This is a genomic window from Methyloceanibacter sp., assembly GCF_049590335.1.
Classification (GTDB): Bacteria; Pseudomonadota; Alphaproteobacteria; order Rhizobiales; family Methyloligellaceae; genus Methyloceanibacter.
Map to the genome: position 1 here is coordinate 1 of NZ_JBAWCQ010000126.1, position 21680 is coordinate 21680.

24 protein-coding genes and 1 pseudogene are annotated in these 21680 nt (G+C 61.7%); 10 read left to right on the forward strand and 15 right to left on the reverse strand.

Features of this window, described 5'->3' with window-relative positions:
- Positions 1-351: 351 nt before the first annotated feature.
- From WBQ77_RS10030 to WBQ77_RS10040, 3 genes are all read right to left on the reverse strand, one after another.
- Positions 352-696: a phasin family protein gene (locus WBQ77_RS10030; RefSeq protein ID WP_424044967.1), complete on the reverse strand. Its 345-nt coding sequence runs from the start codon at positions 694-696 to the stop codon at positions 352-354.
- Positions 697-1330: 634 nt separating this feature from the next.
- On the reverse strand, positions 1331-2605 hold the full coding sequence (locus WBQ77_RS10035) for a DEAD/DEAH box helicase (RefSeq protein ID WP_424044971.1): 1275 nt from the start codon (positions 2603-2605) through the stop codon (positions 1331-1333).
- A gap of 346 nt (positions 2606-2951) precedes the next feature.
- Positions 2952-3146, reverse strand: coding sequence for a hypothetical protein (locus WBQ77_RS10040; protein ID WP_424044972.1), 195 nt, complete (start codon positions 3144-3146; stop codon positions 2952-2954).
- Positions 3147-3319: 173 nt separating this feature from the next.
- Here WBQ77_RS10040 and WBQ77_RS10045 point away from each other — a divergent pair.
- The 3 genes and pseudogenes from WBQ77_RS10045 to WBQ77_RS10055 form a co-directional block, all read left to right on the forward strand.
- Positions 3320-3739, forward strand: a pseudogene (locus WBQ77_RS10045) (SDR family NAD(P)-dependent oxidoreductase); the annotation flags it as partial.
- A 125-nt stretch (positions 3740-3864) separates the two neighbouring features.
- The gene (locus tag WBQ77_RS10050) at positions 3865-3960 is read left to right on the forward strand and encodes a hypothetical protein (RefSeq protein WP_424044973.1); all 96 of its coding nucleotides are present in this window, start codon (positions 3865-3867) and stop codon (positions 3958-3960) included.
- A 105-nt stretch (positions 3961-4065) separates the two neighbouring features.
- Positions 4066-4692, forward strand: coding sequence for a MarC family protein (locus WBQ77_RS10055; RefSeq protein WP_424044975.1), 627 nt, complete (start codon positions 4066-4068; stop codon positions 4690-4692).
- A gap of 6 nt (positions 4693-4698) precedes the next feature.
- Here the strand turns inward: WBQ77_RS10055 and WBQ77_RS10060 are convergent, their stop codons facing one another.
- Positions 4699-5058: a VOC family protein gene (locus WBQ77_RS10060; RefSeq protein ID WP_424044976.1), complete on the reverse strand. Its 360-nt coding sequence runs from the start codon at positions 5056-5058 to the stop codon at positions 4699-4701.
- Positions 5059-5658: 600 nt separating this feature from the next.
- Between WBQ77_RS10060 and WBQ77_RS10065 the strand changes: the two genes are divergently transcribed.
- Both WBQ77_RS10065 and WBQ77_RS10070 read left to right on the forward strand, forming a co-directional pair.
- The gene (locus tag WBQ77_RS10065) at positions 5659-8898 is read left to right on the forward strand and encodes an AMP-binding protein (protein WP_424060084.1); all 3240 of its coding nucleotides are present in this window, start codon (positions 5659-5661) and stop codon (positions 8896-8898) included.
- A 119-nt stretch (positions 8899-9017) separates the two neighbouring features.
- Positions 9018-9140, forward strand: a complete 123-nt coding sequence (locus WBQ77_RS10070) for a hypothetical protein (RefSeq protein WP_424041344.1) — start codon at positions 9018-9020, stop codon at positions 9138-9140.
- 186 nt (positions 9141-9326) lie between these two features.
- On the opposite strand, the gene WBQ77_RS10075 is transcribed toward WBQ77_RS10070, so the two are convergent.
- Positions 9327-9632, reverse strand: coding sequence for a hypothetical protein (locus WBQ77_RS10075; RefSeq protein ID WP_424060086.1), 306 nt, complete (start codon positions 9630-9632; stop codon positions 9327-9329).
- Between the two features lie 163 nt (positions 9633-9795).
- On the opposite strand from WBQ77_RS10075, the gene WBQ77_RS10080 reads away from it, so the two are divergent.
- From WBQ77_RS10080 to WBQ77_RS10090, 3 genes are all read left to right on the forward strand, one after another.
- Entirely contained in the window at positions 9796-10521 is a 726-nt protein-coding gene (locus WBQ77_RS10080; protein WP_424041347.1) for a glutathione S-transferase family protein, read from the forward strand.
- Between the two features lie 306 nt (positions 10522-10827).
- On the forward strand, positions 10828-12114 hold the full coding sequence (locus WBQ77_RS10085; RefSeq protein WP_424041348.1) for an MFS transporter: 1287 nt from the start codon (positions 10828-10830) through the stop codon (positions 12112-12114).
- A gap of 337 nt (positions 12115-12451) precedes the next feature.
- Entirely contained in the window at positions 12452-13339 is an 888-nt protein-coding gene (locus WBQ77_RS10090) for a hypothetical protein (RefSeq protein WP_424044374.1), read from the forward strand.
- A gap of 7 nt (positions 13340-13346) precedes the next feature.
- Here WBQ77_RS10090 and WBQ77_RS10095 read toward each other — a convergent pair whose 3' ends face one another.
- The 10 genes from WBQ77_RS10095 to mepA form a co-directional block, all read right to left on the reverse strand.
- Entirely contained in the window at positions 13347-14156 is an 810-nt protein-coding gene (locus WBQ77_RS10095) for a lysophospholipid acyltransferase family protein (RefSeq protein ID WP_424044372.1), read from the reverse strand.
- Between the two features lie 202 nt (positions 14157-14358).
- The gene (locus WBQ77_RS10100; RefSeq protein ID WP_424060088.1) at positions 14359-14628 is read right to left on the reverse strand and encodes a hypothetical protein; all 270 of its coding nucleotides are present in this window, start codon (positions 14626-14628) and stop codon (positions 14359-14361) included.
- Positions 14629-14720: 92 nt separating this feature from the next.
- The gene (locus WBQ77_RS10105) at positions 14721-15170 is read right to left on the reverse strand and encodes a Fur family transcriptional regulator (RefSeq protein WP_424060090.1); all 450 of its coding nucleotides are present in this window, start codon (positions 15168-15170) and stop codon (positions 14721-14723) included.
- 149 nt (positions 15171-15319) lie between these two features.
- Positions 15320-15817, reverse strand: a complete 498-nt coding sequence (locus tag WBQ77_RS10110) for a GNAT family N-acetyltransferase (protein WP_424060093.1) — start codon at positions 15815-15817, stop codon at positions 15320-15322.
- Positions 15814-16509, reverse strand: a complete 696-nt coding sequence (gene tsaB / locus WBQ77_RS10115; RefSeq protein ID WP_424060095.1) for a tRNA (adenosine(37)-N6)-threonylcarbamoyltransferase complex dimerization subunit type 1 TsaB — start codon at positions 16507-16509, stop codon at positions 15814-15816. Before tsaB ends, WBQ77_RS10110 begins: the two co-directional genes overlap by 4 nt.
- Before the next feature lie 9 nt (positions 16510-16518).
- Positions 16519-17109: a malonic semialdehyde reductase gene (locus WBQ77_RS10120; RefSeq protein WP_424042633.1), complete on the reverse strand. Its 591-nt coding sequence runs from the start codon at positions 17107-17109 to the stop codon at positions 16519-16521.
- Positions 17106-17666 (reverse strand): NifU family protein, encoded by a 561-nt coding sequence (locus tag WBQ77_RS10125; protein ID WP_424060097.1) that lies wholly within the window; start codon positions 17664-17666, stop codon positions 17106-17108. Before WBQ77_RS10125 ends, WBQ77_RS10120 begins: the two co-directional genes overlap by 4 nt.
- 122 nt (positions 17667-17788) lie before the next feature.
- Positions 17789-18340 carry a universal stress protein gene (locus tag WBQ77_RS10130; protein WP_424042631.1) on the reverse strand — a complete coding sequence of 184 codons (552 nt, stop codon included), beginning with the start codon at positions 18338-18340 and terminating at the stop codon, positions 17789-17791.
- Between the two features lie 90 nt (positions 18341-18430).
- Positions 18431-18826, reverse strand: a complete 396-nt coding sequence (locus WBQ77_RS10135) for a DUF2237 family protein (RefSeq protein ID WP_424060099.1) — start codon at positions 18824-18826, stop codon at positions 18431-18433.
- A gap of 63 nt (positions 18827-18889) precedes the next feature.
- Positions 18890-20179 (reverse strand): penicillin-insensitive murein endopeptidase, encoded by a 1290-nt coding sequence (gene mepA / locus WBQ77_RS10140; RefSeq protein ID WP_424042629.1) that lies wholly within the window; start codon positions 20177-20179, stop codon positions 18890-18892.
- A gap of 258 nt (positions 20180-20437) precedes the next feature.
- Here mepA and WBQ77_RS10145 point away from each other — a divergent pair, with 258 nt between their 5' ends.
- Together WBQ77_RS10145 and WBQ77_RS10150 are read left to right on the forward strand one after the other, a co-directional pair.
- Positions 20438-20863, forward strand: a complete 426-nt coding sequence (locus tag WBQ77_RS10145; RefSeq protein ID WP_424042628.1) for a L,D-transpeptidase — start codon at positions 20438-20440, stop codon at positions 20861-20863.
- 100 nt (positions 20864-20963) lie between these two features.
- Entirely contained in the window at positions 20964-21680 is a 717-nt protein-coding gene (locus WBQ77_RS10150) for a carbonic anhydrase (protein ID WP_424042627.1), read from the forward strand.

Consider the following 21680-nt stretch of genomic DNA (forward strand, 5'->3'; position numbering starts at 1 on the left):
GCGCACTTCGCAAAAAGCTTCTCATGCAAAGTGGGAACCGAGCGGGGATGGCCGGGCGTTACCCCGGCAGCTATCTCGACCGATGAAACGGCTGGCGCGCCGTCGCGTTCCTGGCTGACACCGACCAAGTTTCACTCGTTGGACGCATCCCTAAAAAGCTTATCTGTGATCTAGCCTGCATGTAAAATGTCACGCTGCGTGAGCGCCGAGTGGAACGCGTTCCTATCGATCCGCTTGTGATCCGGTCCGATGTAGACTCTTCGGCCTCTGATGCGTGATTGGCGATTGGCGTGAAAAAACCCGGGCGACTTAGGCGCCCGGGTCTTTTGGATGTGCTTCGTCACGCGCTGTTTACGCAGCGTGCGTTTTCAGAGCCTTTTCGAAAGGCTTGTAGGCATCGCTTGCAGCGGCCTGGTACATCTCACTGATCTTCGAGACCTCAGCCGTCCAGTCTTCATAGGCCTTCTTGGCGTAGTTGGTCTGGAGTTCGAAGGCGCGCTCGAGTGACTTCACCTCAAGCAGCTGTTCCCAAGCGCGGGTCGCGTTCTCGAAAGAGCTCTCCGTGTACTCCTTCAATTCTTGGCCGATCGCCTGAAAGCTCTTGGATGCCTCGCCATGAGCGCGGGCAACGGCGTCATAGTTGGCCTGACCAGCCTTCTGGAGCTCCTCGGTTGTCTTTTGCAGCGGTTCAAACATTTGGGTTTCTCCTACGGATTAGCGAGGGTTTTATCCTGATCGGAAGGAATATGCTGCACCGCACAATGAAAGTCAAGAATATTTGTGCATCGCACCATAAACGCTCACTCCCAGCCGGGATGCTCCCTGATCGGCCCAGAACAATTCCCTGTTCCTCGAGGAAAATTCCCTGTTTTGATGTTTAGGGAAAAGGTGCCCTACCCTAATTGATCTACATGCAGAAATGCCGCGCCGACGGTCGTTTTCAGGGCCTGAATCCGCAGATTTGCCTGTATTTTCCCGCTAAACAGGGAATGGGCCTTCAGAGACGGGTTCGCAGATGACTGCCCCCACCGCCAAAAACATGGGCTGGTATGAAGAGATCTGCTCAGTGGTAGAAGCAGAACTCGTTGATCGGGCTCCCGTGGTCCTAGCCTGTAAGGCTATCTTCGCGAGGATTATGGGTTGCGACGTTCAGAACTTCATCTGACGCAAAACCCAACTACATGGGGCGAAACACGCCGGGCACCACCGCCACGCCGTACAGCTCGCCGATGACCCCGTCTCTCTTCGCTTGGTATCATTTGTTACGGGTAGGATTTGCAAATCTTGCCGAAGAGACAGAGGGAGCCTGGCAGGAATTTCCTGCCGGAGGCTAAGCGGCGCGGCGGCGGGGCGGCCTGCCGCGCTTGTTCCGTGCCGGTTTGTCACTCCTAGCGTTGGCTGCACCAAACCCATGTTTCTGGCCGCCGCGCTTGTGCTGATTCGGGCGTCGGACCGGCCTGCCTTCGCGGCCTCCGGTCGGGAACGTTCCGCTTGCGACGGGGATGTCGAACCTCATGAGCCGCTGGATCTGACGCAAGAGCCCGGCTTCCTCCGGTGAACAGAAGGCGATTGCCTCGCCTTCGCGGCCCGCGCGCGCGGTCCTGCCGATACGGTGGACATAGCTGTCAGGCACCTCGGGCAGGTCGTAGTTGATCACGTAGGTCACGCCCTTGACGTCAATGCCACGTGAGGCGACGTCGGTCGCCACGAGAACGGTCACGCGTCCATCGCGGAACGCCTTAATGGCACGGTCGCGCTGGCCTTGCGTCTTGTTGCCGTGGATCGACGCGGCGTTGTAGCCGTCGGCGATCAGGCTTTTAGACAGCTTTTCGGCGCCATGCTTGGTGCGCGCGAAAACTAGCGTTGTTGCGTCGAGATCGCTGGACAAAATACCGCGCAGCTTGGCGGGCTTCTCCGACTTCTCGAGAAAATGCACCGACTGGGTGATTTTGTCGGCGACCTTGCCGGGCGGTGCGACCTGCACGCGCTTGGGGTCGGTGAGGTAGGACCGGCTCAGCTCTTCCATCTGCTTGGGCATCGTCGCCGAAAACAGCATCGTCTGCCGGGGCGTACCCAGCCGGGGCGCGATTTTCCGGAGCGCATGGATGAAGCCGAGATCCAACATCTGGTCGGCCTCGTCCAGCACCAGGTGCTTCACGGTGCGAAGATCGACTGCGCGGCGATCCATGAGGTCGATCAAACGGCCGGGCGTCGCGACGAGAATGTCGGTTCCCCGGCTCAAGGTTTTGATCTGTGCGCCGATGGATTGTCCGCCGACCACGGTCGCAACATGAAGCTTCGTTTTGCCGGTCAGGACACGCAGGCTCTCGGCGATCTGATTCACAAGCTCGCGTGTCGGCGCCAGAATGAGCGCCTTGGCGGTCTTCGGCGCAGGTCTGCCCGGCGCGGCCAGCAGGTGCTCGATCAGCGGCAGGCCGAACGCAAGCGTCTTGCCCGTGCCCGTCTGAGCGAGGCCGAGAATGTCGTTGCCTTCCAGTGCAAGCGGGATCGCCTGGTTCTGAATGGGTGTGGGTTTGGTAAATCCGGCGCGGGAGAGCGCCTCGTTCAAAGCCGGCGCAAGGCCGAGCATATCAAAGTCTAACAATTCGAATCCTTATTTAGCCGCGCCAGGAGCCCCAACGCCCGCGCGGACGTGTTGCGTGATCGCGCGGGAAGCGCGACGTACGAGGGTGCTGCAAAGCCTCGGCGCAAGCGGGCATCGTGCCCTATCGCGGCTTTGCATGGAGAACCATGCGTGATGGGGAACTGAAAAGAGGAGTTTGTGCTGTTGTGCCCGGCATTTCGGGCGCTGCTTACTCACGCGGCAGCGCAGCGGTATCTTTCAAGTGGGCTACTTGCGGTCGATTGTCAAGCGTTCTCAAGGTTTGGAGCGAACGAAGCCGATGAGCGCGATGTGTCACGGCGCCTGCCAAGTTGGTTTGGGCGAACCGCTAGTTCTTGTGAACTTTGCCCTGCTCTTCGGCCAGCTTGGCAAATCCATCCAGGGTGAGTCCAAACCAGCCACGCTGACCTTTTCCCTTCCACAGAATGCCGGTCGGTCTGATGCGGACCGTGCCGACCTTCACGCCATCGTCCATGATTTCGAAGTCTTCGGAAATTGCACGCTTGATCGTTTTCCGTCCCATGTTGCTCTCCTAAATTATTGTGTTTTTGAGCGATACTCAGCATACGCAGGTCTTATGCCGAAAGGCCAGAAGCCACGCGCGGCTGTATTCTGCGACCATCGTCATGTTTTAAGACCGCAATGCAGGTCGCAGCGCGGCTAATCAACGGAACGTCATTGAATGTTTGTTGCGGAATGTTTGTCGCGCCATGGCTTAGCTTCTCTGCTGAGCAAGGCGCCAGGGTCGCCGGATGCGACCTCTATGACGCTGGCGGCAAAGAGACGCTGGCCGTTGTGGAGGCTGAGGGCGCGGAAGGGTTTCATATGCACGCCGATGTCTCAAAGGAAGAAGGCATCAAGGCCTTTGTCGACGCCACAGCCGAAACTTTCGACAGGATATACGCGCTCAATCTGCGCGGCGCATTTCTCTGCATGAAATACGAGGTGAGCGCGATGCGGAAATCCGGCGGCGTCGCCATCGTCAATCAGGCCTCGATCGCTGGCCACCGGACGGGCGCGCCCGATGTCGGGCTCTACACGGCCACGAAGGGCGGCTTGATTGGACTGACCCGGTCCGCTGCACTCCAGGTTGCCAAGGAGAACATCTCGACCAACGCCATCGGATTTGCGGCATGGACATCTCAGACGACATGTATCTCGTCTGGCTCAAGGAGAACAATGTCACGCCCGAAGAGGGTGCCGCTCAAATTCCAATTGGAAGACTTGGACGTCCCGAGGAGATGGTGGCCGCCGTCCTGTACCTGCCATCGGACGAGGCCCGGTTCTGCACGGGTTCTGCGCTGACCCTGGATGGCGGGTTAACCGACAAGGAATAGGCGCGCGGAGCTGGGCGCCGGACATGCGGTGCAGTACGCCTCCGCGCTGGATATACTAACCGGGGGCAAAGTCATTCGCGTGTGCGGCGATGGCGATAGAATATCATGCTGACTGAAGGCGCGCTTTTTACGTTTGTCGCGGGACTGTTCGCGATCGTGAATCCGGTCGGCAATATCGGTATTTTCGCCAGCCTCACCCAAGGGCGCTCCGGCGATGACGCGCGCTACGCCGCCTGGACCTGTGCGGTCGCCTGCGTGGTTACGCTGTTGATTGCGACATGGGGCGGCGACTATGTGCTCGAATTTTTCGGCATCACCGTGGATGCACTGCGCGCTGCCGGCGGCATCATCGTTCTGCTCATAGGGCTCAGCATGCTAGCCAACAACGAAGAGCACCGTCATACGGAGCCCGATCGCGAAGACGCAAAGTCCCGGCCCACCTTTGGGACCGTTCCGCTCGTAATCCCCATTGTGGCAGGACCTGGCAACATCGCCACGGTTCTTGTGGCCGTACAGCACCAGCACGTTCTGGCCAAGGCCGAAATCTCCGGCGTGATTCTGGTCATGTCCATCGCGGTCGGCATACTTTTCAGCCTCGGCAAACCTATCGCCGACCGGCTCGGGGTCGCCGGCATTGCGGTGGTGACACGGCTGATGGGGATGATCCTCGCCACGATCGCGATCACCATGCTGGCCATTGGGCTCAAGGGTTTGATGCCCGGGCTGGCGTAACGCGCGCTAGCAGGGCTCCCAGAGCTCGATCGGGTTTCCCTCGGCGTCATGGATGCGCGCGAACCTCCCAAGCCCCTCCATGGTCTGCTCGTGGCTGACCGCGATGCCCGCCTCGCGAAGCTGCGCGAGCATGGCGTCGAGATCCCGGACTCTGAAATTCAACATGAAGGAACGATCGGGCGAGAAATAGTCGCTGTCTTGCGCGAAAGGCGCAAACATTGTGACGCCTTCCTTCGCGACCCAAGCCGGCGTGTCCGGACCCGTGGGCGCGAGGTTGATGCCGAGATGGGTATCGTACCCGCGCGCTGGCGCCACCGGATCTTCAGCTCGGAAGAAAAAGCCACCAATTCCGTCAACCCGCTCCATGCCTCGTGCCCTCGCCAATCTAAAGGGGTTAGGTTTGGCTCATGCGTTACCACGCATAGAGCCCGGCCACCTTATAGGTTCGGCAAGGGTCGGGTAGTTGAAGGTCTTCTCGACGAAGAAGTCGACGGTCCCTTTCAAATTGATCACGGCCTGACTGATAAGGATCAATTTTCGTAAAAGTGATGGACGCAAGAGAAATCGCCGAAGGCCATGAATTACTCGCGAAACCTAGCACGGGGCGGGCGTTCAGGGGGGGCCGGTTTTGCTTGCAAAAAGAGCACCTGTCGCCTATTTGCCGAGGGACGCTCCTGAATATTGGCCTTCAAGGACCGTCTCGCCTTAGCCGGTATCGGCGCGCCGTGGGCGGTGCGATGATCCCGCATACCGTCTCGAGGCGTCTCTCATAAGGGGCGCGACTTGAGCGGGCGTTGTGACCGACCGGCGTCGGATGAGCGGCAGCCAGCCGCTTGAGGGAGGTCGTTGGCGAGAATCCACCGGCACCGGTGGGTCCTTGCTTCGAAGCGCACCGTGCATGGGGTCCGGGGCGCCCAATCTTGAAGGGTGTGTTCCCGTTCTTCCGGCGCACGAATAGCAAAGACCGTGAACATCAATATCGCCCCGACCGTCAATATCAACTCCATCTTGAGAGATTGGGTCGAGCGCCAGCCGGCGCGTCGGCTGTTTGCCTTTGTCGACTCCCGGGGAGGGACCCTTGAGGACTATAGCTATGCGGACTTCGCGACGCGCGTCGACACGCTCGCGGCGGTGCTAGCCCGGACGGATGGTCTGCCGCCGGGTGAGCGGGTCGTTCTGGCCTATCAGCCCGGTCTCGAATTGGTTGCGGCCCTCTTTGCCTGTTCGAAGGTGGGGCTTATCCCCATTCCGACACCGCCCCTCGGCGCGTTCGACTTCGTGGCTTGGGTCGGGCGGATCAACCACATAGTCAAGGATAGCGGCGCGGCGGCATGGCTCGCCTGCGGGCGGACGCGCGAATTGTTCGCCGAAGGCGCCCAGCGCTACACTGACGCGGCACCGCGCGAGGCGGCGAACCGGATCGATGACCTTCCGGTGATCGAGACCACGTCCATTGAGACCGATCCGCAAGCAACGGCGCAAGAGAGACCCCACCCGATCGCCTTACTGCAATACACGTCGGGTTCGACCAGCAATCCCAAAGGCGTCTGCGTCTCGCATCAGAACCTGACCGCGAACTGCCGTGCGGCCGTCCCGCAGCAGGGCGAGGTTGCCGTGACGTGGCTGCCCCAGCATCACGACATGGGGCTGATCGGCAACTACATTTATGCGGTTCTCTCGGGAAGCACGACTTGGGGGCTTTCGCCGCGCTCCTTCATGCAGAACCCGTCGATCTGGCTGGAGCTGCTGACCCATTATAAGGCCACCGCGACCTCCGTTCCCAACTTCGCGCTCGAGCTGTGTCTCAACGAGCGCCGCGTTCCCGTGGCCAAGCTCGACGACTACGATCTGTCGACGCTACGCACGTTGATGGTCGCGGCCGAGCCAGTCTCTCAGGAGACGTTCGAGGCATTCCGCCGGAAGTTCGCCCACTGCGGTCTTAAGGACGAGGCCTTCTTCGTGGCCTATGGGCTGGCGGAGTTCACGCTTGCCGTCTCGAGCCACGGGCGCCGTGCCGTCTCCGTGGATCGTCGCCGTCTCGCGCAAGGCGAGGCTTCGCTTGTTACTGAGACGACCGGCGTGAGCCACGCCCTGCCGCTCATGAGTTGCGGTCGCGCGCTCGGCGATACGGACATTCGCATCGTCGATCCCGGCACCGGGATCAAAGTGCCGGCCGGTCGCACGGGCGAGATTTGGTGCGCGGGCGCAGGGCGCGCAATGGGTTATTGGCAGAAGCCCGAGGCAAACCAGAAGACCTTCGACGCACGCCTCGTCGATGCGCCCGATATGCAAGGGCCGTTTTTGCGGACCGGCGATATCGGCTTCATGCATAACGGCGAAGTCTTCGTCTGCGGGCGTCTCAAGGACATGATCATCATCCGGGGACAGAATATCTACCCGGAGGATATCGAGGCGCTCGCGCTGCAGGTCTACCCGGAACTGCGTCGGAACGGGGTCGTGGCGTTCTCCTCGGGCGACGGGGCCGAAATGGACATCACGCTCGTGGCCGAGGTCGCGCGCGGCAACGGCATTCCCGACGAGATCGAGATTGTACGGGTGATCCGCGAAGGGCTGCAGGTTCCCGTGGCGCGTGTCGTGTTCGTGCCGCCGCGTTCGGTGGCCCGCACGAGTTCGGGTAAAGTGCGCCGTGCCCGTACGCGCGAACTGTTGGAAACTGGACAACTGCCAATATTGGCCGATACGCGCCACTCCATGGTGGCGGTTCGCGCCGACGGCAAGTCCGACGTCTATGAACTAGAGCTGCTGAAGGATCGTTACGGCATCACGGGCGAAGAAGACTACACGCTGTTCGATGCGGGGATCGACTCGCTCGACCTGGTCGTGTTCCTGAACTGGCTCAAGGATTCGCTCACAGACCGCAACGCGCCGGAGCTGGCCGAGCGGGTCAATCCACGACTTCTGTCGTCGATCTCCATCCGCGACCTGTTCGGGCTTGTGCGCCAATTCGTGACCGCGCCGGCGGCTGCCACGCGGGCCATGGCGGAGTTCTTCACCCACGCCTATGAGGCGCGTGTTGCCGCCGAAAAGGAGAAGATGCTCGCCGATCGCAGCTACAAGGCCGTCGACCGCCGCGTGTGCGCGCCGCAAAGTCAGAAAATCGGCACGCTGATTACCGGTGGGACCGGCTTTCTCGGCCCGTTCCTGATCGATGCCCTGATCAAGCAGTCGGACGAGGATCTTCACGTGCTGGTACGTGCCCGGAACACTCAGCAAGCCCGGGAGCGCCTGGACAAGGCGTTTCTGGAAAACATCGTTGACCCTGAAAGCCGCAAGGCCTACGAGGCCCGGGTCCATGTGATCCTCGGGGACCTGGAGGCGCCGCGCCTTGGTTTGGACGACGCGACCTGGCGACGGCTCGCCGATGGGGTGGAGACCGTGTATCACAACGGCGCGCTGGTGAATTACCTGCTGACCTACGATCACATGCGGGCCGCCAACGTGCAGGGCACCTCCGAAGTGCTCGATCTCTGCTTCACCGGCCGCGACAAGGTGCTGAACTACATCTCGACCACGTTCATCTTCGGTTGGGCAGTCAAGGACTTCCTTTACGAGAGCGACAACAATGACGGCATGGACCGTCTCGATTTCGGCTACAGCCAAACGAAATGGGCGGCCGAACAGAAAGTGTTCCAGGCCATGCAGCAGGGCTTGCGCGCCCGGGTGTTCCGGCCCTCGCTGGTCACGCCTGCACTCAACGGCAATGGCGGCAACCTCGATATCGCGCTGCGGTTGCTCAGCTTCATCGTCAAGCATGGGCTTGGCGTGCGGGCGGGCAACCAGGTGAGTTTCATGCCCGCGGACGTCTCCGCGGACAACATGATCGCGATCGCGTGCCAGGAGGAGACCCTGGGTCAGACCTTCCATGTCGTACGTGACGCGCATGAGACGATGCCGATGATCACCGACATCATCGCGCAGCGTCTGGGCACGTGCTTCGAGATGTACGATCTGACGAGCTTCGTGCCGCAGGTCATCCGGCGGTGCACGCGGGCCGATCCGCTCTACCCGCTGCTCGACTTCCTCGTCGGCTCCGTGGACAACATCTCCCGCATGGAGTTCAAGCGCTACGAAAGCAGCAACTACCAACTCGCCCGCGACCGGGTGCTCGTGGCGCGCGCCGACCCGCCGCTCGAAGTGGTTGTCGATGGCATCCTGCGCTTTCTGAAGGTCCGGAACCTGCTGTAGTGGCGCAGAGCCCCTGCAGTTCGGCCAGGCCGCCCCCTCGCGCGGCAGTTCCATGCGTTTCTTCGGACCGAACTAAGCTGGGCGCAGTTTCAGGAAGGCGAGATGATTGGCGGAATCCCATGGATACAGGACTTATCAATCCCCTCAACTTCGCGGCTGCGGCGGTTGTCTTCCTGTGCGTCATGTTCACGGTTGTGTTCCCCTTCGCGATGGACCTCGCCGGCGGCATCCCTGTCGCCTAGAAGGGTTTCGTTACCGGTCGCGTCAAGCCTTAGACCTTCCGGGCGAAGGGCGAACCGTCCTCTTTGGTGAGCCGGGCGCCCGATACATCGCGGCGCAAAACCGCATCTTGGTCCAGATAGTGGACGGTTTCCTCAGGTGCTCGGGTTCCGACGATGAGGACCGTCGCGCTTCGGGACGAGCGGTTTTCAAGGCAGTGCGCATGCGGCGCACCCGCTTGCCAGCCCGCGGCATCGCCCGCACAGGATGACCTCCTGCTCCTCGACCAGTACGGGCTCTCCGGCAACCACGTAGACGAACTCTTCTTCCCGCTCGTGCCAATGCCGGACCGAGTATCGGGATCCGAGGGGCAACCGTTCCAAGCGGACGCCGAATTGATCGAGCCCCGCCAGATCGCCGAGGACGATTTCGGCATACGGACCGTTGTCCTTTCCGGAAAGCGGGTTGGGTCCGCCGGGTTTGTGGGACCAATCGGGCATGTCGATTTTTGGCATGACGGCCCTGGTACGCGAGCCGGGATGAGGGCGCAATGAGGTCACACAACGCGGTGGGTGCGCTAGTCCTCGGGGACTTCGACGCGCCGGAGCGCCACGATGCTGTCACCGCCAGGCCCGACTATCGCGCCCGTCGAGAGCCACAGAGCAGGGAGAGGACCCTATGATAACCCTTTACACGTTCGGCCCGGCCTTCGGGCTGCCCGATATGAGTCCCTTCGTGACGAAAGCCGAAATGCTTCTCAAGCTCGCCGGGCTAGACTATCGCACTGACTCAAACGGGTTCAGCAAGGCGCCGAAGGGCAAGCTCCCCTATATCGACGACGACGGGGATGTCGTTGCGGACTCGGCCTTCATCCGCCGGCATATTGAGCAGAAATACGGGATTGATTTCAACCGGGGGCTGGACGCGGAACAGCGCGCGACGGCTTGGGCCTTCGAGCGGATGTTCGAGGACCATATATATTGGACGTTCCTCCATGCGCGCTGGGTGGACGACACGAACTTCAACCGCGGTCCGCGCGTCTATTTCGACCGCATGCCGATGCCCATGCGCCTCATCGTGCCACGCATCGCGCGCCGCCAGCTTAAGGCGCAGATCATGGGGCACGGCATCGGGCGCCATTCCGATGCGGAAATCGTTGCCCTCGGAACGCGGTCGCTCGATGCGGCGGCGGACTTTCTCGGCCACAAGGCCTTTATGATGCGCTACGAGCCGAGCGCGCTGGATGCCACGGCCTTTGCCTTTCTGGTCGGCGCGCTGTGCCCCATTTTCGAGACGCCGCTGCGAACGGCGGTCGAGCGTCACGACAACATCAAAGCATATGTGGGTCGCATGGCTGAACGGTACTATCCGGACTACACGGAAATCCGCCAATGGGCGGCTTAGACGACCAACACACAAACCACCGTCCTCCGGTTGCGTGAGCCGCGGTTCTTCCGATAGGGCCAGCCTTTGGTTCGCGGCCACTGTCACACAAATTGAACGTTGCTGATCTAGGCTCCGCCGCCGTCGTTGCAGAGATCGTCGTGCCCGCCAACGGAAGGACGGTGGCCGCGGGGCAGAAATGCACTGGTGATGATCCCAGAAACGTCCGGGAAGATCTCCCCGGCGGCGCCTTGCGCGCCTCTTACGAATCTTCGCTTGCCCTTGAGACCGGATTTGGCTCAATCCTGCAGCGAAATTTGAATCGGGATGTTTCAGATGGCGACGGAGACAGGCAAAGCGCCCCAGCCGCCGGCCCCAGCGAATGGGCCGGCGCAGAAAACGGCGGTGACCGTGCTGGCGGCGATCAGCGTCTGCCACATGCTGAACGATGTCATTCAGTCGTTGATCCTTGCGATCTATCCGATGCTGAAGACGTCCCTTGCGCTCGACTTCGCGCAGATCGGCTTCATTACCTTCACCTTCCAGGCGACGGCCTCCGTGCTGCAGCCGTTTGTCGGCTACATCACCGACCGCTTTCCAACGCCCTATTCGCTGGTCGCAGGCATGGGCTCGTCCCTGGCCGGCCTGCTTCTGATCGCGTTTTCGACGACCTATACAACTGTGCTCCTCGCGGCCGCGCTAATTGGCATGGGGTCGTCCGTCTTCCACCCCGAGTCCTCGCGCGTGGCCCGACTGGCTTCCGGTGGTCGGCACGGCACCGCCCAGGCGGTGTTCCAGGTCGGCGGCAATTTCGGCACGGCGCTGGGGCCCCTGTTAGCGGCTTTTATCGTGCTGCCCTACGGGCAACGCTCCCTCGCGTGGTTCTCGCTGGTTGCCCTGTTGGGCATGGGGATGCTTGCTGGTGTGGGCGCTTGGTACGGCAAGGCTCTGAAGCTTCGGCCGATCTCCAGTGCCGAAGAGTCCGCGGCGATCGCCGCGCTGGGACGGCGCAAGGTGGCCAAGGCGGTGATCATTCTGGTGACGCTTACTTTCTCGAAGCACTTCTATCTGGCGTCGATCGCGAGCTTCTACATCTTCTATCTGGTCCACACATTCGATCTGTCGTTACAGACGGCGCAGCTCTATCTGTTTCTGTTTCTGGGAGCGGTGGCGGCAGGCACGGTGATCGGCGGGCCGATCGGCGACCGCATCGGACGGCGCCGTGTGATCTGGTGGTCGATCCTCGGCGTACTGCCCTTCACCCTGGCGCTCCCCCATGTAGGGCTCGTCGCCACCGCCATCCTAAGCGTGATAATCGGCTTGATCCTCGCGTCCGCCCATCCCGCCATAATCGTGTATGCGCAAAGCCTGTTGCCCGGCCGGGTGGGGATGATCGCCGGTTTGTTTTTCGGACTGGCGTTCGGGATTGCCGGCATTGGTGCGGCGCTCCTCGGAAGGCTGGCCGACGAGACGAGCATTACGTTTGTCTATAATGTCTGCGCGTTTCTTCCCGCGATCGGTTTGCTCGCGGCGTTTTTGCCAGAGATGTCGACACCAAGCGCACGGCCCGCGGATGAAAAACCGCCGCTTCCGGCCAAGAATCCCCAAATTTGACAAGCTAATGACGCCTTTTTCGGGCGAGTCAGTGCTGCTTGTTCCACCCGCGTCTTGGGTTTGTCTTGATCCGCTGCTCAGTGAGCGCTGTATTAACTTTAATGCAACTTTACTTTGCTGTGCGAAACTGCCTGAGTCTCGAAGCACGAGACTCTGTAGGCTGTTAGCGATAAAATGATGGATATTGGCGCCGATGCTGCGGCTGAGTTCGGCGGTCTATCGTTGAGTTCTGCGTAACGTACCGGGTGGCGGGCGGCAGGGTCTTTTGTAACCCTGCGGGAACCCCCAACCCGGAATTTCGGCTGTATCGAGGTTCAGTTATTTCTGGGGGTAATTGATGCGTGATATTCGCGGGGACCTACAAGACCGCGCCGGCTTCCTAGAGGAGCAGCTTAATGCGGCGCAAGCGCAATTCGAAAAGCGGATGGAGCTGTTTACGCGCGAGCACGAGTTGAAGATCCACGATCTTCAGGCCGAGCTTGAAGCCGTTAGCATGCTGATGGAACGCGAGTACCGGCGCATTATGAGCGCGCCGGACGTCGAGGAAGAGCGCCGTCAGGCGGCTCCCGAGCAGCACGCCCCGGCCGCCGCCGCGCCTGAGACCTATGAGGAGCCGGACTATCCGGAGGAGGAACCTGAGGTTCTACCCGAGGAAGAGCCTTATGACGAGCCGGCTGTCGCCGAATCCGAGCCGCAATACGCGCCTCCTCCTGCGCCCCGCGCAGACGAGGACTATCGGCGCTCGGTAGCGGCCGAAGCCCGTTCGCGTCGGCCGATTGCCGAGGAGCAGCCGGCGGCCGACAGGCGTCCGGCAGAGGCCCAGTCCTATGGTCGTCCCGCCGCGCGGGCGCCCGAGCCGCGCCAAGAGGCACCACGTCAGGAGCCTCAGCGCGAAGAAGCGCCACGCCAGGAGCCGCAGCGTCGTCAGGCCGCGAACGGACGCTTCGAGTCCGTTCAACGCGAGCGTGGTTCCGCTCCGACACAGAGTCAGCCGTTGGCTGATTTCCTGATACGCAAGCTTGGCGAGGTCGGCAACATGAACCTCGACGATCTGTGCGGTGTTGCTATACAGGAGGGGTATTTCGCCGAAGGCGACAACCCAGACCGCACCGTGCACATGACCCTCATGAATGTCGTCAAAGCAGGGTTCATCCGGCAGCTGCCGAACGGAACGTTCGCGCCGGCGTCCGTCATGGACACGATCAGGCTGCGTCGCGCGATTTAGCGCCGTCTTATTCGGCGGGCCGTCCGCGCAAAAGCTCGACCACGTCGCTGCGGATCTTGTCTTCCGTATAGCGTGCAAGGGCTTTGCGATCGGCAAAGTCGTCCAGTGGCACGGGCGGCCCGATTCGAATGTTGGCTTCAAGGGGCCCTAGCCCCAGAAGCCGCCAGGCGTGGCTGGCCAAATCCATATCGCCATACCAGGCAACTTGCGGGCGCCCGCGCCTTCCGAGCGGCAACCCGTACGCCCTGGTGTAGGTGAGCGCCAAGGTCTGGACCGCAACGTCCGAGTCTGCGTTATCGCCGGCGGACGGAGCGCCGCTAGGCGGTTTCACCGCCGCGAACAGCGCGGTGCGGAAGGGCAGCACCCCGTTTCCGTCGCTGGACGTGCCTTCGGCAAAAATCACCACGTGGTCGCCCGCTTCAAGTCGGTCGAGAATTTCAGTCACCTTCGTACTCGTTTGGGTGCGCCGCTCGCGATCCACGAATACCGAACGCTGAAGTTTGGCCAGCCATTTCACGAAGGGCCAGGTCGAGACCTCATTCTTGGCGACGAACGACACCGGCGCCACGGCGGACAGAACGGTTATATCGAGCCAGGAGACATGATTGGAAACCACCAAGACACCGTTCTGGCGGGCCAGCTCGCCGTCTACGCAAAGGCGCACGCCGACAATCTTGCAGACCTGGCGGTGATACCAATGGGGAAAGGAGCGGGCAAAACGCGACCCCGTTCTCACGAACAGATGCTGCAAGGGCATCAAGGGCACGGTGAAAGCAAAGAAGGTTGCCAGCACCAGGAATGCGCGTGCGTTTTTCATCGATCAGGAGCAAATCGAGCAGGTGTCAGGGCGCGTTTGATGGCACAAGCGTCTAATAGCAGGTGCGGTTCCCGTAGCGCGTGATGCAGATCCCGCGCAAAGCCGGGTTTTCGGCTCTAACCCGTAGCGGCTCGGTCTGGCGTTCCGTCCGGAAATCGCCGCCGCCAAAGGAGAACGTGTCGCAGACTTCGCGTTTGCCGGTTTAGACAAGATAGACGTCGACTTCGGACGGGGAGGCTACTTTGATATTTGTTGCGGCCGGCGCGGCCGTTCCGAAGGGGGGCGCCGTTGTCGTGGGTGCAGCCGTCGTCGCGGCAGTTGCGGGCAGCGCCGCTGGTTCGGCGGTCTTCGCCTTTGGTACCGCCGCTTGCGGCGCCGTCGCGGCCTCGGTATCCAGCGCAACAGCGTGCCCCGCAAAGGCGATCGTGGTCAGCAGCATCGATGCTGCTGCAAGACAAACGCGCGCACTCATCACGCACCCCTTCGTCCGAGGTAACCCTTCGTTACGTTGTCCCGGCGCCCGCCGGAAGTCAAACGCCGGAGGTGGGCCCGCGAGATTCGCGGCTATTTTCCGGATTGCTTTTTCTCGGGGTGGAGCGGCATTCCAAAGAGTTCAAGCCTATGGCTGATCAGCTGGAATCCCAGTTCGGCGGCCACGCGCTCTTGAAGACGTTCGATTTCCTCGTTGGTGAATTCGATGACGTCGCCGGTGGTGACGTCGATGAGATGATCGTGATGGTCATGGTCGCCGGGCTCGTAGCGTGCCCGCCCGTCGCCGAAATCGTGGCGCTCCACGATGCCTTCGTCCTCCAGGAGCCGGACCGTGCGATAGACGGTCGACAACGAGATGTGCGGATCGCGCTTGGCAACGCGCCGATAGACTTCCTCCACATTGGGGTGATCGTTCGCTTCGGAAAGGACTTGCGCGATGATCCGCCGCTGTCCTGTCATCCGGAGGCCGCGTTCGGCGCAGAGGCGCTCCAACCTGCTTTCCGGCTTGGTTTGTTTGGACATGGCTCTCGTCGGGCGCGACTTGGTTGGCGCTTGACCCATGATCGGCGCTTGCTCAGCTCGGTTTGTTGGCGACGTCTTGCATCATCGGGGCGCGGGTCTCAAAGGGCAAGACTGAAGATAGCGGCAAGACTGAAGACTCCGACCGAAAATCAAGACTCAAGTTCGAGGCGCAAAACCGCTGCGTTCGCGCCATTTTCGTAGTAACCGGGCCGATGGCCCGCAGGCTCGGCCCCCACACTCCGATAGAGCGCCAGCGCAGGGGCATTGGTTTCGTCCACTTCCAGGAATAGCCGTAGGATACCGCTCGCACGCAACGTCCAGGCGGCGTGTTGCAGCAGAGCCTGGCCGACACCGCGTTCCCGGTATTCGCCAAGCACGCCGACGGTCAGCAGTTCGGCTTCGTCCACGGCCCCGCGTGCAATCAAAAACCCGGCCGGGCGGGGCTCCGGCGTAGCCAAGCACGCCAGGAGGCAGAGGGTCGAAGGGCCGGCGACGAACAGCGTCATCGCAGCCTCGTCCCATGCATTACTCTGCCTGGGTAATTGGTCCGTTTCGAAACAGGCCGCATGGAGCGCGGCCAGAAGCGCGGCCTCGGCTGGCGCCACGGATCGAATCAGCATGTTGCCGCCGCGTCCACCGTCCGTCATCGGCGGCGTTCCAGGGCCGTATTTTGGGGCTTCGCGTCCGGGGGGCGCAAGTAAAGCGGTCGCAGGATCTCCGTCCGGTCAGGGCTCTCGGCGGCCAGCGCGGCGAGCGCCATGGCCCCTGGTTGCAGGTCGGGAAGCGCACCGTCGATGGCGCGGTCCTGCCCGGCGGCGGCTTCTGCAAGAAGGCCCGCGCCGTTGCCCGCTGCGAGGGCAAGGTCCCTAGGCAGGCGCGCCACGGCTTCGGTGGGTGTACACAGCATGGGCCCGTCCAGCCGTGTACCATCGAGGCCAAAGAGTCCGAGATAGACCATGTCGCGCCGCGCATCGACGGCAACGGCAAACGGTCCGCCAGGGGCGAGGCCTTCGCGAAGAGCCCGCCGCGCCATAACCGTGAGACTGTCGGTTCCGAACAGAGCCGCCCGGCTCGTCAGGGCCAAGCCGCGCGCGGCGGCGATCGCGATCCGCACGCCCGTGAAACTGCCGGGGCCTTGGGTCGAGGCAATCATATCGAGATCGCGCGGGGAAAGATCCGCCTCGGTCAGCACCGCTTCCACCATGGGCATCAGCGCTTCTGCGTGGCCGCGCATCATCTCGGCCTCGCGCAGAACCCGCTTGTTGTGCCCCGAAGCGGCGGTCCTCAGCATGGCGGCCGAGCAGACCCCCATGCTCGTATCGAGCGCGAGAATGTTCATACGAAGGTCTTAAAGGATGCGCGCGACTTGGTCGAAGTCGAATCGCGGCGATCGGGGGAGAAGGGCGGACGCATCGCCATAGCCGAGATTGCACAGAAAGTTCGATTTCACATTCGTGCCAGCGAAGAACGCAGCGTCCACACCCGCCGAGTCGAAGCCCGACATCGGGCCGCAATCAAGCCCCAGCGCCCGCGCGGCCATGATTAGATAGCCGCCCTGCAGCGTGCCGTTGCGGAATGCGGTATCGGCGATCTTCTGAGGTTTGCCCGTGAACCAGCTCTTGGCATCGGTATGCGGAAAAAGCGCGGGCAGGTGCTCGTGAAAATCCAGATCGTTGCCAAGAATGACGCAGACCGGGGCCTGCATGGTCTTCTCGCGATTGCCTTCGGAAAGAAACGGCTTCAGCCGCCCCTTGGCTTCGTGTGATTTCACGAAGACGAACCGCGCGGGGCTGCAGTTCGCGCTGGTCGGTCCAAACAGGACGAGCATCACGAGCTCGCGCAACAGCGCATCGGGTACGTCGCGGTCCTGCCACGCATTTTGGGTGCGCGCATCGTGGAACAGTTGCGCGAGCGAAGCGTCTATCAGCCGGTCCGTCAAATCGGGCGGACTTCCTGCACTTCAGGAATGAAATGCCGCAGCAGATTCTCGATGCCGTGCCGCAGCGTGGCTGTCGAGCTGGGGCAGCCGGAGCACGCGCCGCGCATGTGCAGATACACGATCCCGTCACGATAGCCTTGGAAGGTGATGTCGCCGCCGTCTTGTGCTACGGCGGGCCGCACCCGCGTGTCGAGCAGCTCTTTGATCGTCTTGACCGTGTCTTCGTCCACGGGCTCGAAGAACTCCTCGCCGCCGGGCTGTACGTCGCCCTCGCTGCCCATGGTCTCCTCACCAGAGAGGTAATGCTCCATGATGGCGCCCAGAATGGCGGGCTTCAGATGCGGCCACTCGCCGTCGCTCTTGGTGACACTGATGAAGTCGGAGCCGAGGAACACGCTCGATATGCCGTCGATCTCGAACAGGCGCGAGGCGAGCGGAGACGTTTCGTCTTCATCATCCGCTCGGTATTCGACCGCGTCGTGATCGCCAACAACGTTTCGGCCTGGCAGGAACTTCAAGGTCGCCGGATTCGGCGTTGCCTCAGTCTGGATGAACATGACGGAACCTTTTCGAGTCGGATATCACCTGAATTAGAATAATTCTATATTTGTGTCCACCGCACCTCAAAGTCAAGGCGCGGCGCCTTCCGCCAGCTTGTTTCAAAAGGCCTTCGGGCCCCTTAAGCGAGCGCACGAATCTCGTCTGTCGACAGGTGCCCCGGAACGACCGTTATCGGTGTCGGAAAGACGCCTGCGAGGCGCCCCCCCGCAAGGCTGGACACCAATGGGCCTGGGCCAGACGGGTCCTTAGACGCCCCCAGCACCAAGACACCGATATCCGGGTCCTCCTCGATCAAATTGGTGATTTCCTCGGACTTTGAGCCCTCACGCACAATCTCCTCCGGTATGAGGTCCTCAAAGCCCATGGCCTTGAGCTTGCGGCCAAACAGGCGAAAGACGGCCTTCGCCTTGTTGAGTCCCTCTTCCCGCGCGATTTCCTCGACCCCGAGCCAGTGCATGGCGCCATCCTCGGGCTCGATCACATAAAGCAGCGCGAGCTGGCCCTTGGTGCGCTCCGCCCGGCTCGCCGCAAAGGCGAGCGCGCTTTCGCATTCCGGTGTTTCGTCGACGACCACCAGAAATTTGCGCTTGTGACCCTCATGGTAGATCTGGCGCTTTTGGCGGCGCCGTGACGGCGCGGCTTTCTTGTCTGCGGATTTCTCGCTCATCATGCGGTGGTGTGCCTATGCGTGGCCCGGGCGCGCATGCTGCCACCTCCAGATGTGCGCAACAAGCCAGTTCTATTCACAGATTCCCGCCTCTCAGGCGAGGTCAATTGCGTGTCGTTTGAGATCTTCCAGGGCCACAAGCTCGAGCGTGGCCTCATGGGTGCCGCCAAGAACGACGCGCGGGGCCTTGCCGGCCTCGAAGGCTTCCAGCCAGCGGGCCGCGCACAAACACCAGCGGTCTCCTGGCTTCAAACCCGGAAATCCGAAATCTGGGTGGGGCGTCGACAGATCGTTGCCGCGCGCCTTAGAAAACGCAAGAAACGCATCCGTCACCTCGACGCATACCGTGTGCAATCCGGCGTCCTCCGGACCGGTGTGGCAGCAGCCCGTCCGGTAAAAACCCGTGAGTGGCCGGTCCGAACACGGCTTGAGGGGCTTGCCGAAAACGTTTTTTTGCCCTTCGAACGGATTTGAGCGCCGCTGCAACATGGCCCTGAGTGTGCCCGACTCGCACCCTCGCGCAAAGACGACTTTTGACCTCTGAATGGCCGCTCAGCGAGTCGGATTGCGCTCGGGCATCTGCATCGAAACTTTCTTGTTCTTCTTGCCCAGGAACGCGGCGAGCTGCTCCTTGGTGAGGACCGGCACGCCGGGTCCCGCGTCCTTGCTGGTCGCGGCCTTGACGGCGAGCGGCGGCAGCTCATCGCCCACTTTCATTGGGGTCACACCGCCAGCGGACAGCACGCCCTTACAGTCTTTCGGCAGGTCGCTGAGCTTGCCGCGGCGCTTGCGATCGGACGGGCTGGGTCGGCGCCGTAGCGGGTCCATCGGGCTGTAACCATGGTCTGTCGCCCATTTCGCCGAGATCTTCAGCTTCTTGTCCCAATATTTGAAGTCTTTGTCGGCGCAGCCGATTTCGCCCGACACGGGGGATTGGCCAGCGCAACCGGCCATGCCCGGCGGACATTTCAGGCGGACGTGGAAGTGGTAGTGGTGGTTCCACCAGGGCCGCACCTTCGCGAGCCACGCCTTGTTCTTCCCAACCAAATCCGCGCGCTTGCACAGTGACTTCTTGATCGCGGGATGGACGAAGATGCGTGCGACCTGCCGGTAAGACGCCGCCCGGCCGATCAGCTTCACCTGTAGGTCCGTGAAGATTTCCGGGTCGACAGTGAAGGGGTCCTTCAGCATCGACAATGCGGTCATCTCCTCACGTTCGGTCTCGGACAGGACGCGGTCGGGCATTGGCGTCAGCCAAATGTCCGCATCCAGACCAATCTGATGGCTGGTGTGCCCCGTGAGCATCGGACCGCCGCGAGGCTGCGACAGGTCTCCGACGAGCAGTCCGGGCCAGCCGTCTAGTGCGTGCGCATCGCTCGCGAGCCGCTCCATATAATCGATCAACTGCGGTGCGCCCCAGTTCCGGTTTCGCGACACGCGCATCACCTGCCAGTCCGGCCCGTTTATCGGAAGTGTCACGCCGCCCGCCAGACAGCCCTTGGCGTAGCCGCCGATGGCGCGCGCACTGAGCGGCGCGGGTGTCGGCACCGAGCCGAATAGATCGTTCGCGGGAGCCAATTTCGCGGGCGGAATGTTTTTCGGCGGATCGGGCCGGCGCAATGGAAGTTCCATGGGCAGATCCACGCGCGATGCGAGATCCTCATTGTCCTCGGCATCGTCGAGGGGCGCGGCCTTATGGAGTGCGCTGTCTTGCTGAGAGGAGTCCGCTTCGGGCGGGGCGATGTGCTGCGGCCGCACATCTCCTAGCGGCGAGGTTACCTGACCTGCCGCGACACCGGTCATCAGAATCACAATTGGAAGGCCGATGATCAGCCTACGCATTGTCCCCCAGCCATATGACGTACGCCCCACGAACGGACGGCGATGAAAACGCAAGTTTAGCACAAACGAGACCAATAGTAGGAGCCCCTTAACCTTACTGAATCGTTGGGACAATCCGACGTGGCGCCCGCCGTGGCGCCGTTCAGGAGATGTTCAGCCCCGTGCCCCTAGACTGATTGGTGTCATAGTCTTGAGGGCCCGCGCGTCGCCGCGCTGCCGATCCTGAGTACGAGTTGAATGTTGGAGGAGACACAACAAATGCGACGTTTCTTGGTCCTGATCGCGATTCTGAGCGCTTCGCTGAGCCTGCCCAGCGTGGCCTTTGCCGGGGTCTTGGCTCAGATCGACCTCTCGAGCCAGCGGATGCAGGTCTATGTGAACGGAAAGCCCAAATATACGTGGAAGGTCTCCACCGCGCGGTCGGGCTACCGCACGCCGATAGGGACGTACAAGCCATACAATCTTGTGCGCTTCCACCGGTCGACGATCTATAACGGCTCGCCGATGCCGCATTCGATCTTCTTCAAAGGCGGATACGCAATCCACGGCTCCTACGAGACGAAGCATCTCGGGCGCCCAGCTTCGCATGGTTGTGTGCGGCTGCATCCTTCCAATGCGGCGCGACTTTACGCGCTGGTGCAGAAATACGGCAAGGGCAACACCACAATCCGCATCATCCGCTAGGCGTCACGGGGCGTGGATTTTCTGCGAACCGCTTGACCCTAAGGGGGCGGCGCGGGACGTTTCCCGTCAACGAGAATCACTTGAGCGGGAAGGATGACCCATGTGCGATTACGGTACACGTTCGAATTTGTCGCGACGCAGTCTCATCGCGGGCGCGAGCACGTTTCTCACCGCCGGGATGCTGCCGCATTTCGGAGTGCGGGCCGACGACAAGGAAGCGGCCTCGAACGCAATCCCGCCATCAGAGGCACTCGAGCGTTTGAAGGAAGGCAATACCCGCTTTGCCGCCGATGGCGGCAAGGACATAGACTTTTCCGCCAAACGCGCCGCGCGCGTGAAGGCGCAGCACCCGATTGCCGGCATCCTATCGTGCGCCGATAGCCGCGTCCCGCCCGAGATCATTTTCGATCAGAGACCTGGTGATCTCTTCGTGTCCCGCGATGCTGGCAATGTTGTCAGCAGTTATGGGCTCGCAAGCTTCGAGTTCGCCGTGACCAGTCTCGGCGTCCCACTCATTATGGTGCTGGGTCATAAGGGCTGCGGCGTCGTCTTGTCCGCGCTCGCGGCATCGACGCAGCGTAAGGAACTTCCTGGACATCTGCCCGAGCTCGTGAAAGCGATCGAGCCCGCCGTGATCACCGCACACGGCAAGCATCCGAGCGACTTTCTGGCGGCTTCGATCGAAGAGAATGTGCGGCTCGGCATGAAGCGGCTCAAGACGAAATCGAAGATCATCGGCGAAGCCGTCATGGCCGGAAAGCTCAAGATCGCCGGTGGCGTCTATGATCTGGAGACGGGCGTCGTGAAGTTGGTCTAA

Bases quoted from the DNA above. Each gene is read 5' to 3' on its own strand.
- tsaB (WP_424060095.1), bottom strand. From the start codon at position 16,509: ATGAACATTCTCGCGCTCGATACGAGCATGGGGGTCTGCTCGGCCGCC.
- WBQ77_RS10090 (WP_424044374.1), top strand. From the start codon at position 12,452: ATGCGTGATATTCGCGGGGACCTACAAGACCGCGCCGGCTTCCTAGAG.
- WBQ77_RS10110 (WP_424060093.1), bottom strand. From the start codon at position 15,817: ATGACGGACGGTGGACGCGGCGGCAACATGCTGATTCGATCCGTGGCG.
- WBQ77_RS10080 (WP_424041347.1), top strand. From the start codon at position 9,796: ATGATAACCCTTTACACGTTCGGCCCGGCCTTCGGGCTGCCCGATATG.
- WBQ77_RS10095 (WP_424044372.1), bottom strand. From the start codon at position 14,156: ATGAAAAACGCACGCGCATTCCTGGTGCTGGCAACCTTCTTTGCTTTC.
- WBQ77_RS10075 (WP_424060086.1), bottom strand. From the start codon at position 9,632: ATGCCAAAAATCGACATGCCCGATTGGTCCCACAAACCCGGCGGACCC.
- WBQ77_RS10145 (WP_424042628.1), top strand. From the start codon at position 20,438: ATGCGACGTTTCTTGGTCCTGATCGCGATTCTGAGCGCTTCGCTGAGC.
- WBQ77_RS10125 (WP_424060097.1), bottom strand. From the start codon at position 17,666: ATGTTCATCCAGACTGAGGCAACGCCGAATCCGGCGACCTTGAAGTTC.
- WBQ77_RS10070 (WP_424041344.1), top strand. From the start codon at position 9,018: ATGGATACAGGACTTATCAATCCCCTCAACTTCGCGGCTGCGGCGGTT.
- WBQ77_RS10105 (WP_424060090.1), bottom strand. From the start codon at position 15,170: ATGTCCAAACAAACCAAGCCGGAAAGCAGGTTGGAGCGCCTCTGCGCC.
- WBQ77_RS10060 (WP_424044976.1), bottom strand. From the start codon at position 5,058: ATGGAGCGGGTTGACGGAATTGGTGGCTTTTTCTTCCGAGCTGAAGAT.
- WBQ77_RS10055 (WP_424044975.1), top strand. From the start codon at position 4,066: ATGCTGACTGAAGGCGCGCTTTTTACGTTTGTCGCGGGACTGTTCGCG.
- WBQ77_RS10040 (WP_424044972.1), bottom strand. From the start codon at position 3,146: ATGGGACGGAAAACGATCAAGCGTGCAATTTCCGAAGACTTCGAAATC.
- WBQ77_RS10130 (WP_424042631.1), bottom strand. From the start codon at position 18,340: ATGATGAGCGAGAAATCCGCAGACAAGAAAGCCGCGCCGTCACGGCGC.
- mepA (WP_424042629.1), bottom strand. From the start codon at position 20,179: ATGCGTAGGCTGATCATCGGCCTTCCAATTGTGATTCTGATGACCGGT.
- WBQ77_RS10100 (WP_424060088.1), bottom strand. From the start codon at position 14,628: ATGAGTGCGCGCGTTTGTCTTGCAGCAGCATCGATGCTGCTGACCACG.
- WBQ77_RS10085 (WP_424041348.1), top strand. From the start codon at position 10,828: ATGTTTCAGATGGCGACGGAGACAGGCAAAGCGCCCCAGCCGCCGGCC.
- WBQ77_RS10135 (WP_424060099.1), bottom strand. From the start codon at position 18,826: ATGTTGCAGCGGCGCTCAAATCCGTTCGAAGGGCAAAAAAACGTTTTC.
- WBQ77_RS10030 (WP_424044967.1), bottom strand. From the start codon at position 696: ATGTTTGAACCGCTGCAAAAGACAACCGAGGAGCTCCAGAAGGCTGGT.
- WBQ77_RS10150 (WP_424042627.1), top strand. From the start codon at position 20,964: ATGTGCGATTACGGTACACGTTCGAATTTGTCGCGACGCAGTCTCATC.
- WBQ77_RS10050 (WP_424044973.1), top strand. From the start codon at position 3,865: ATGGTGGCCGCCGTCCTGTACCTGCCATCGGACGAGGCCCGGTTCTGC.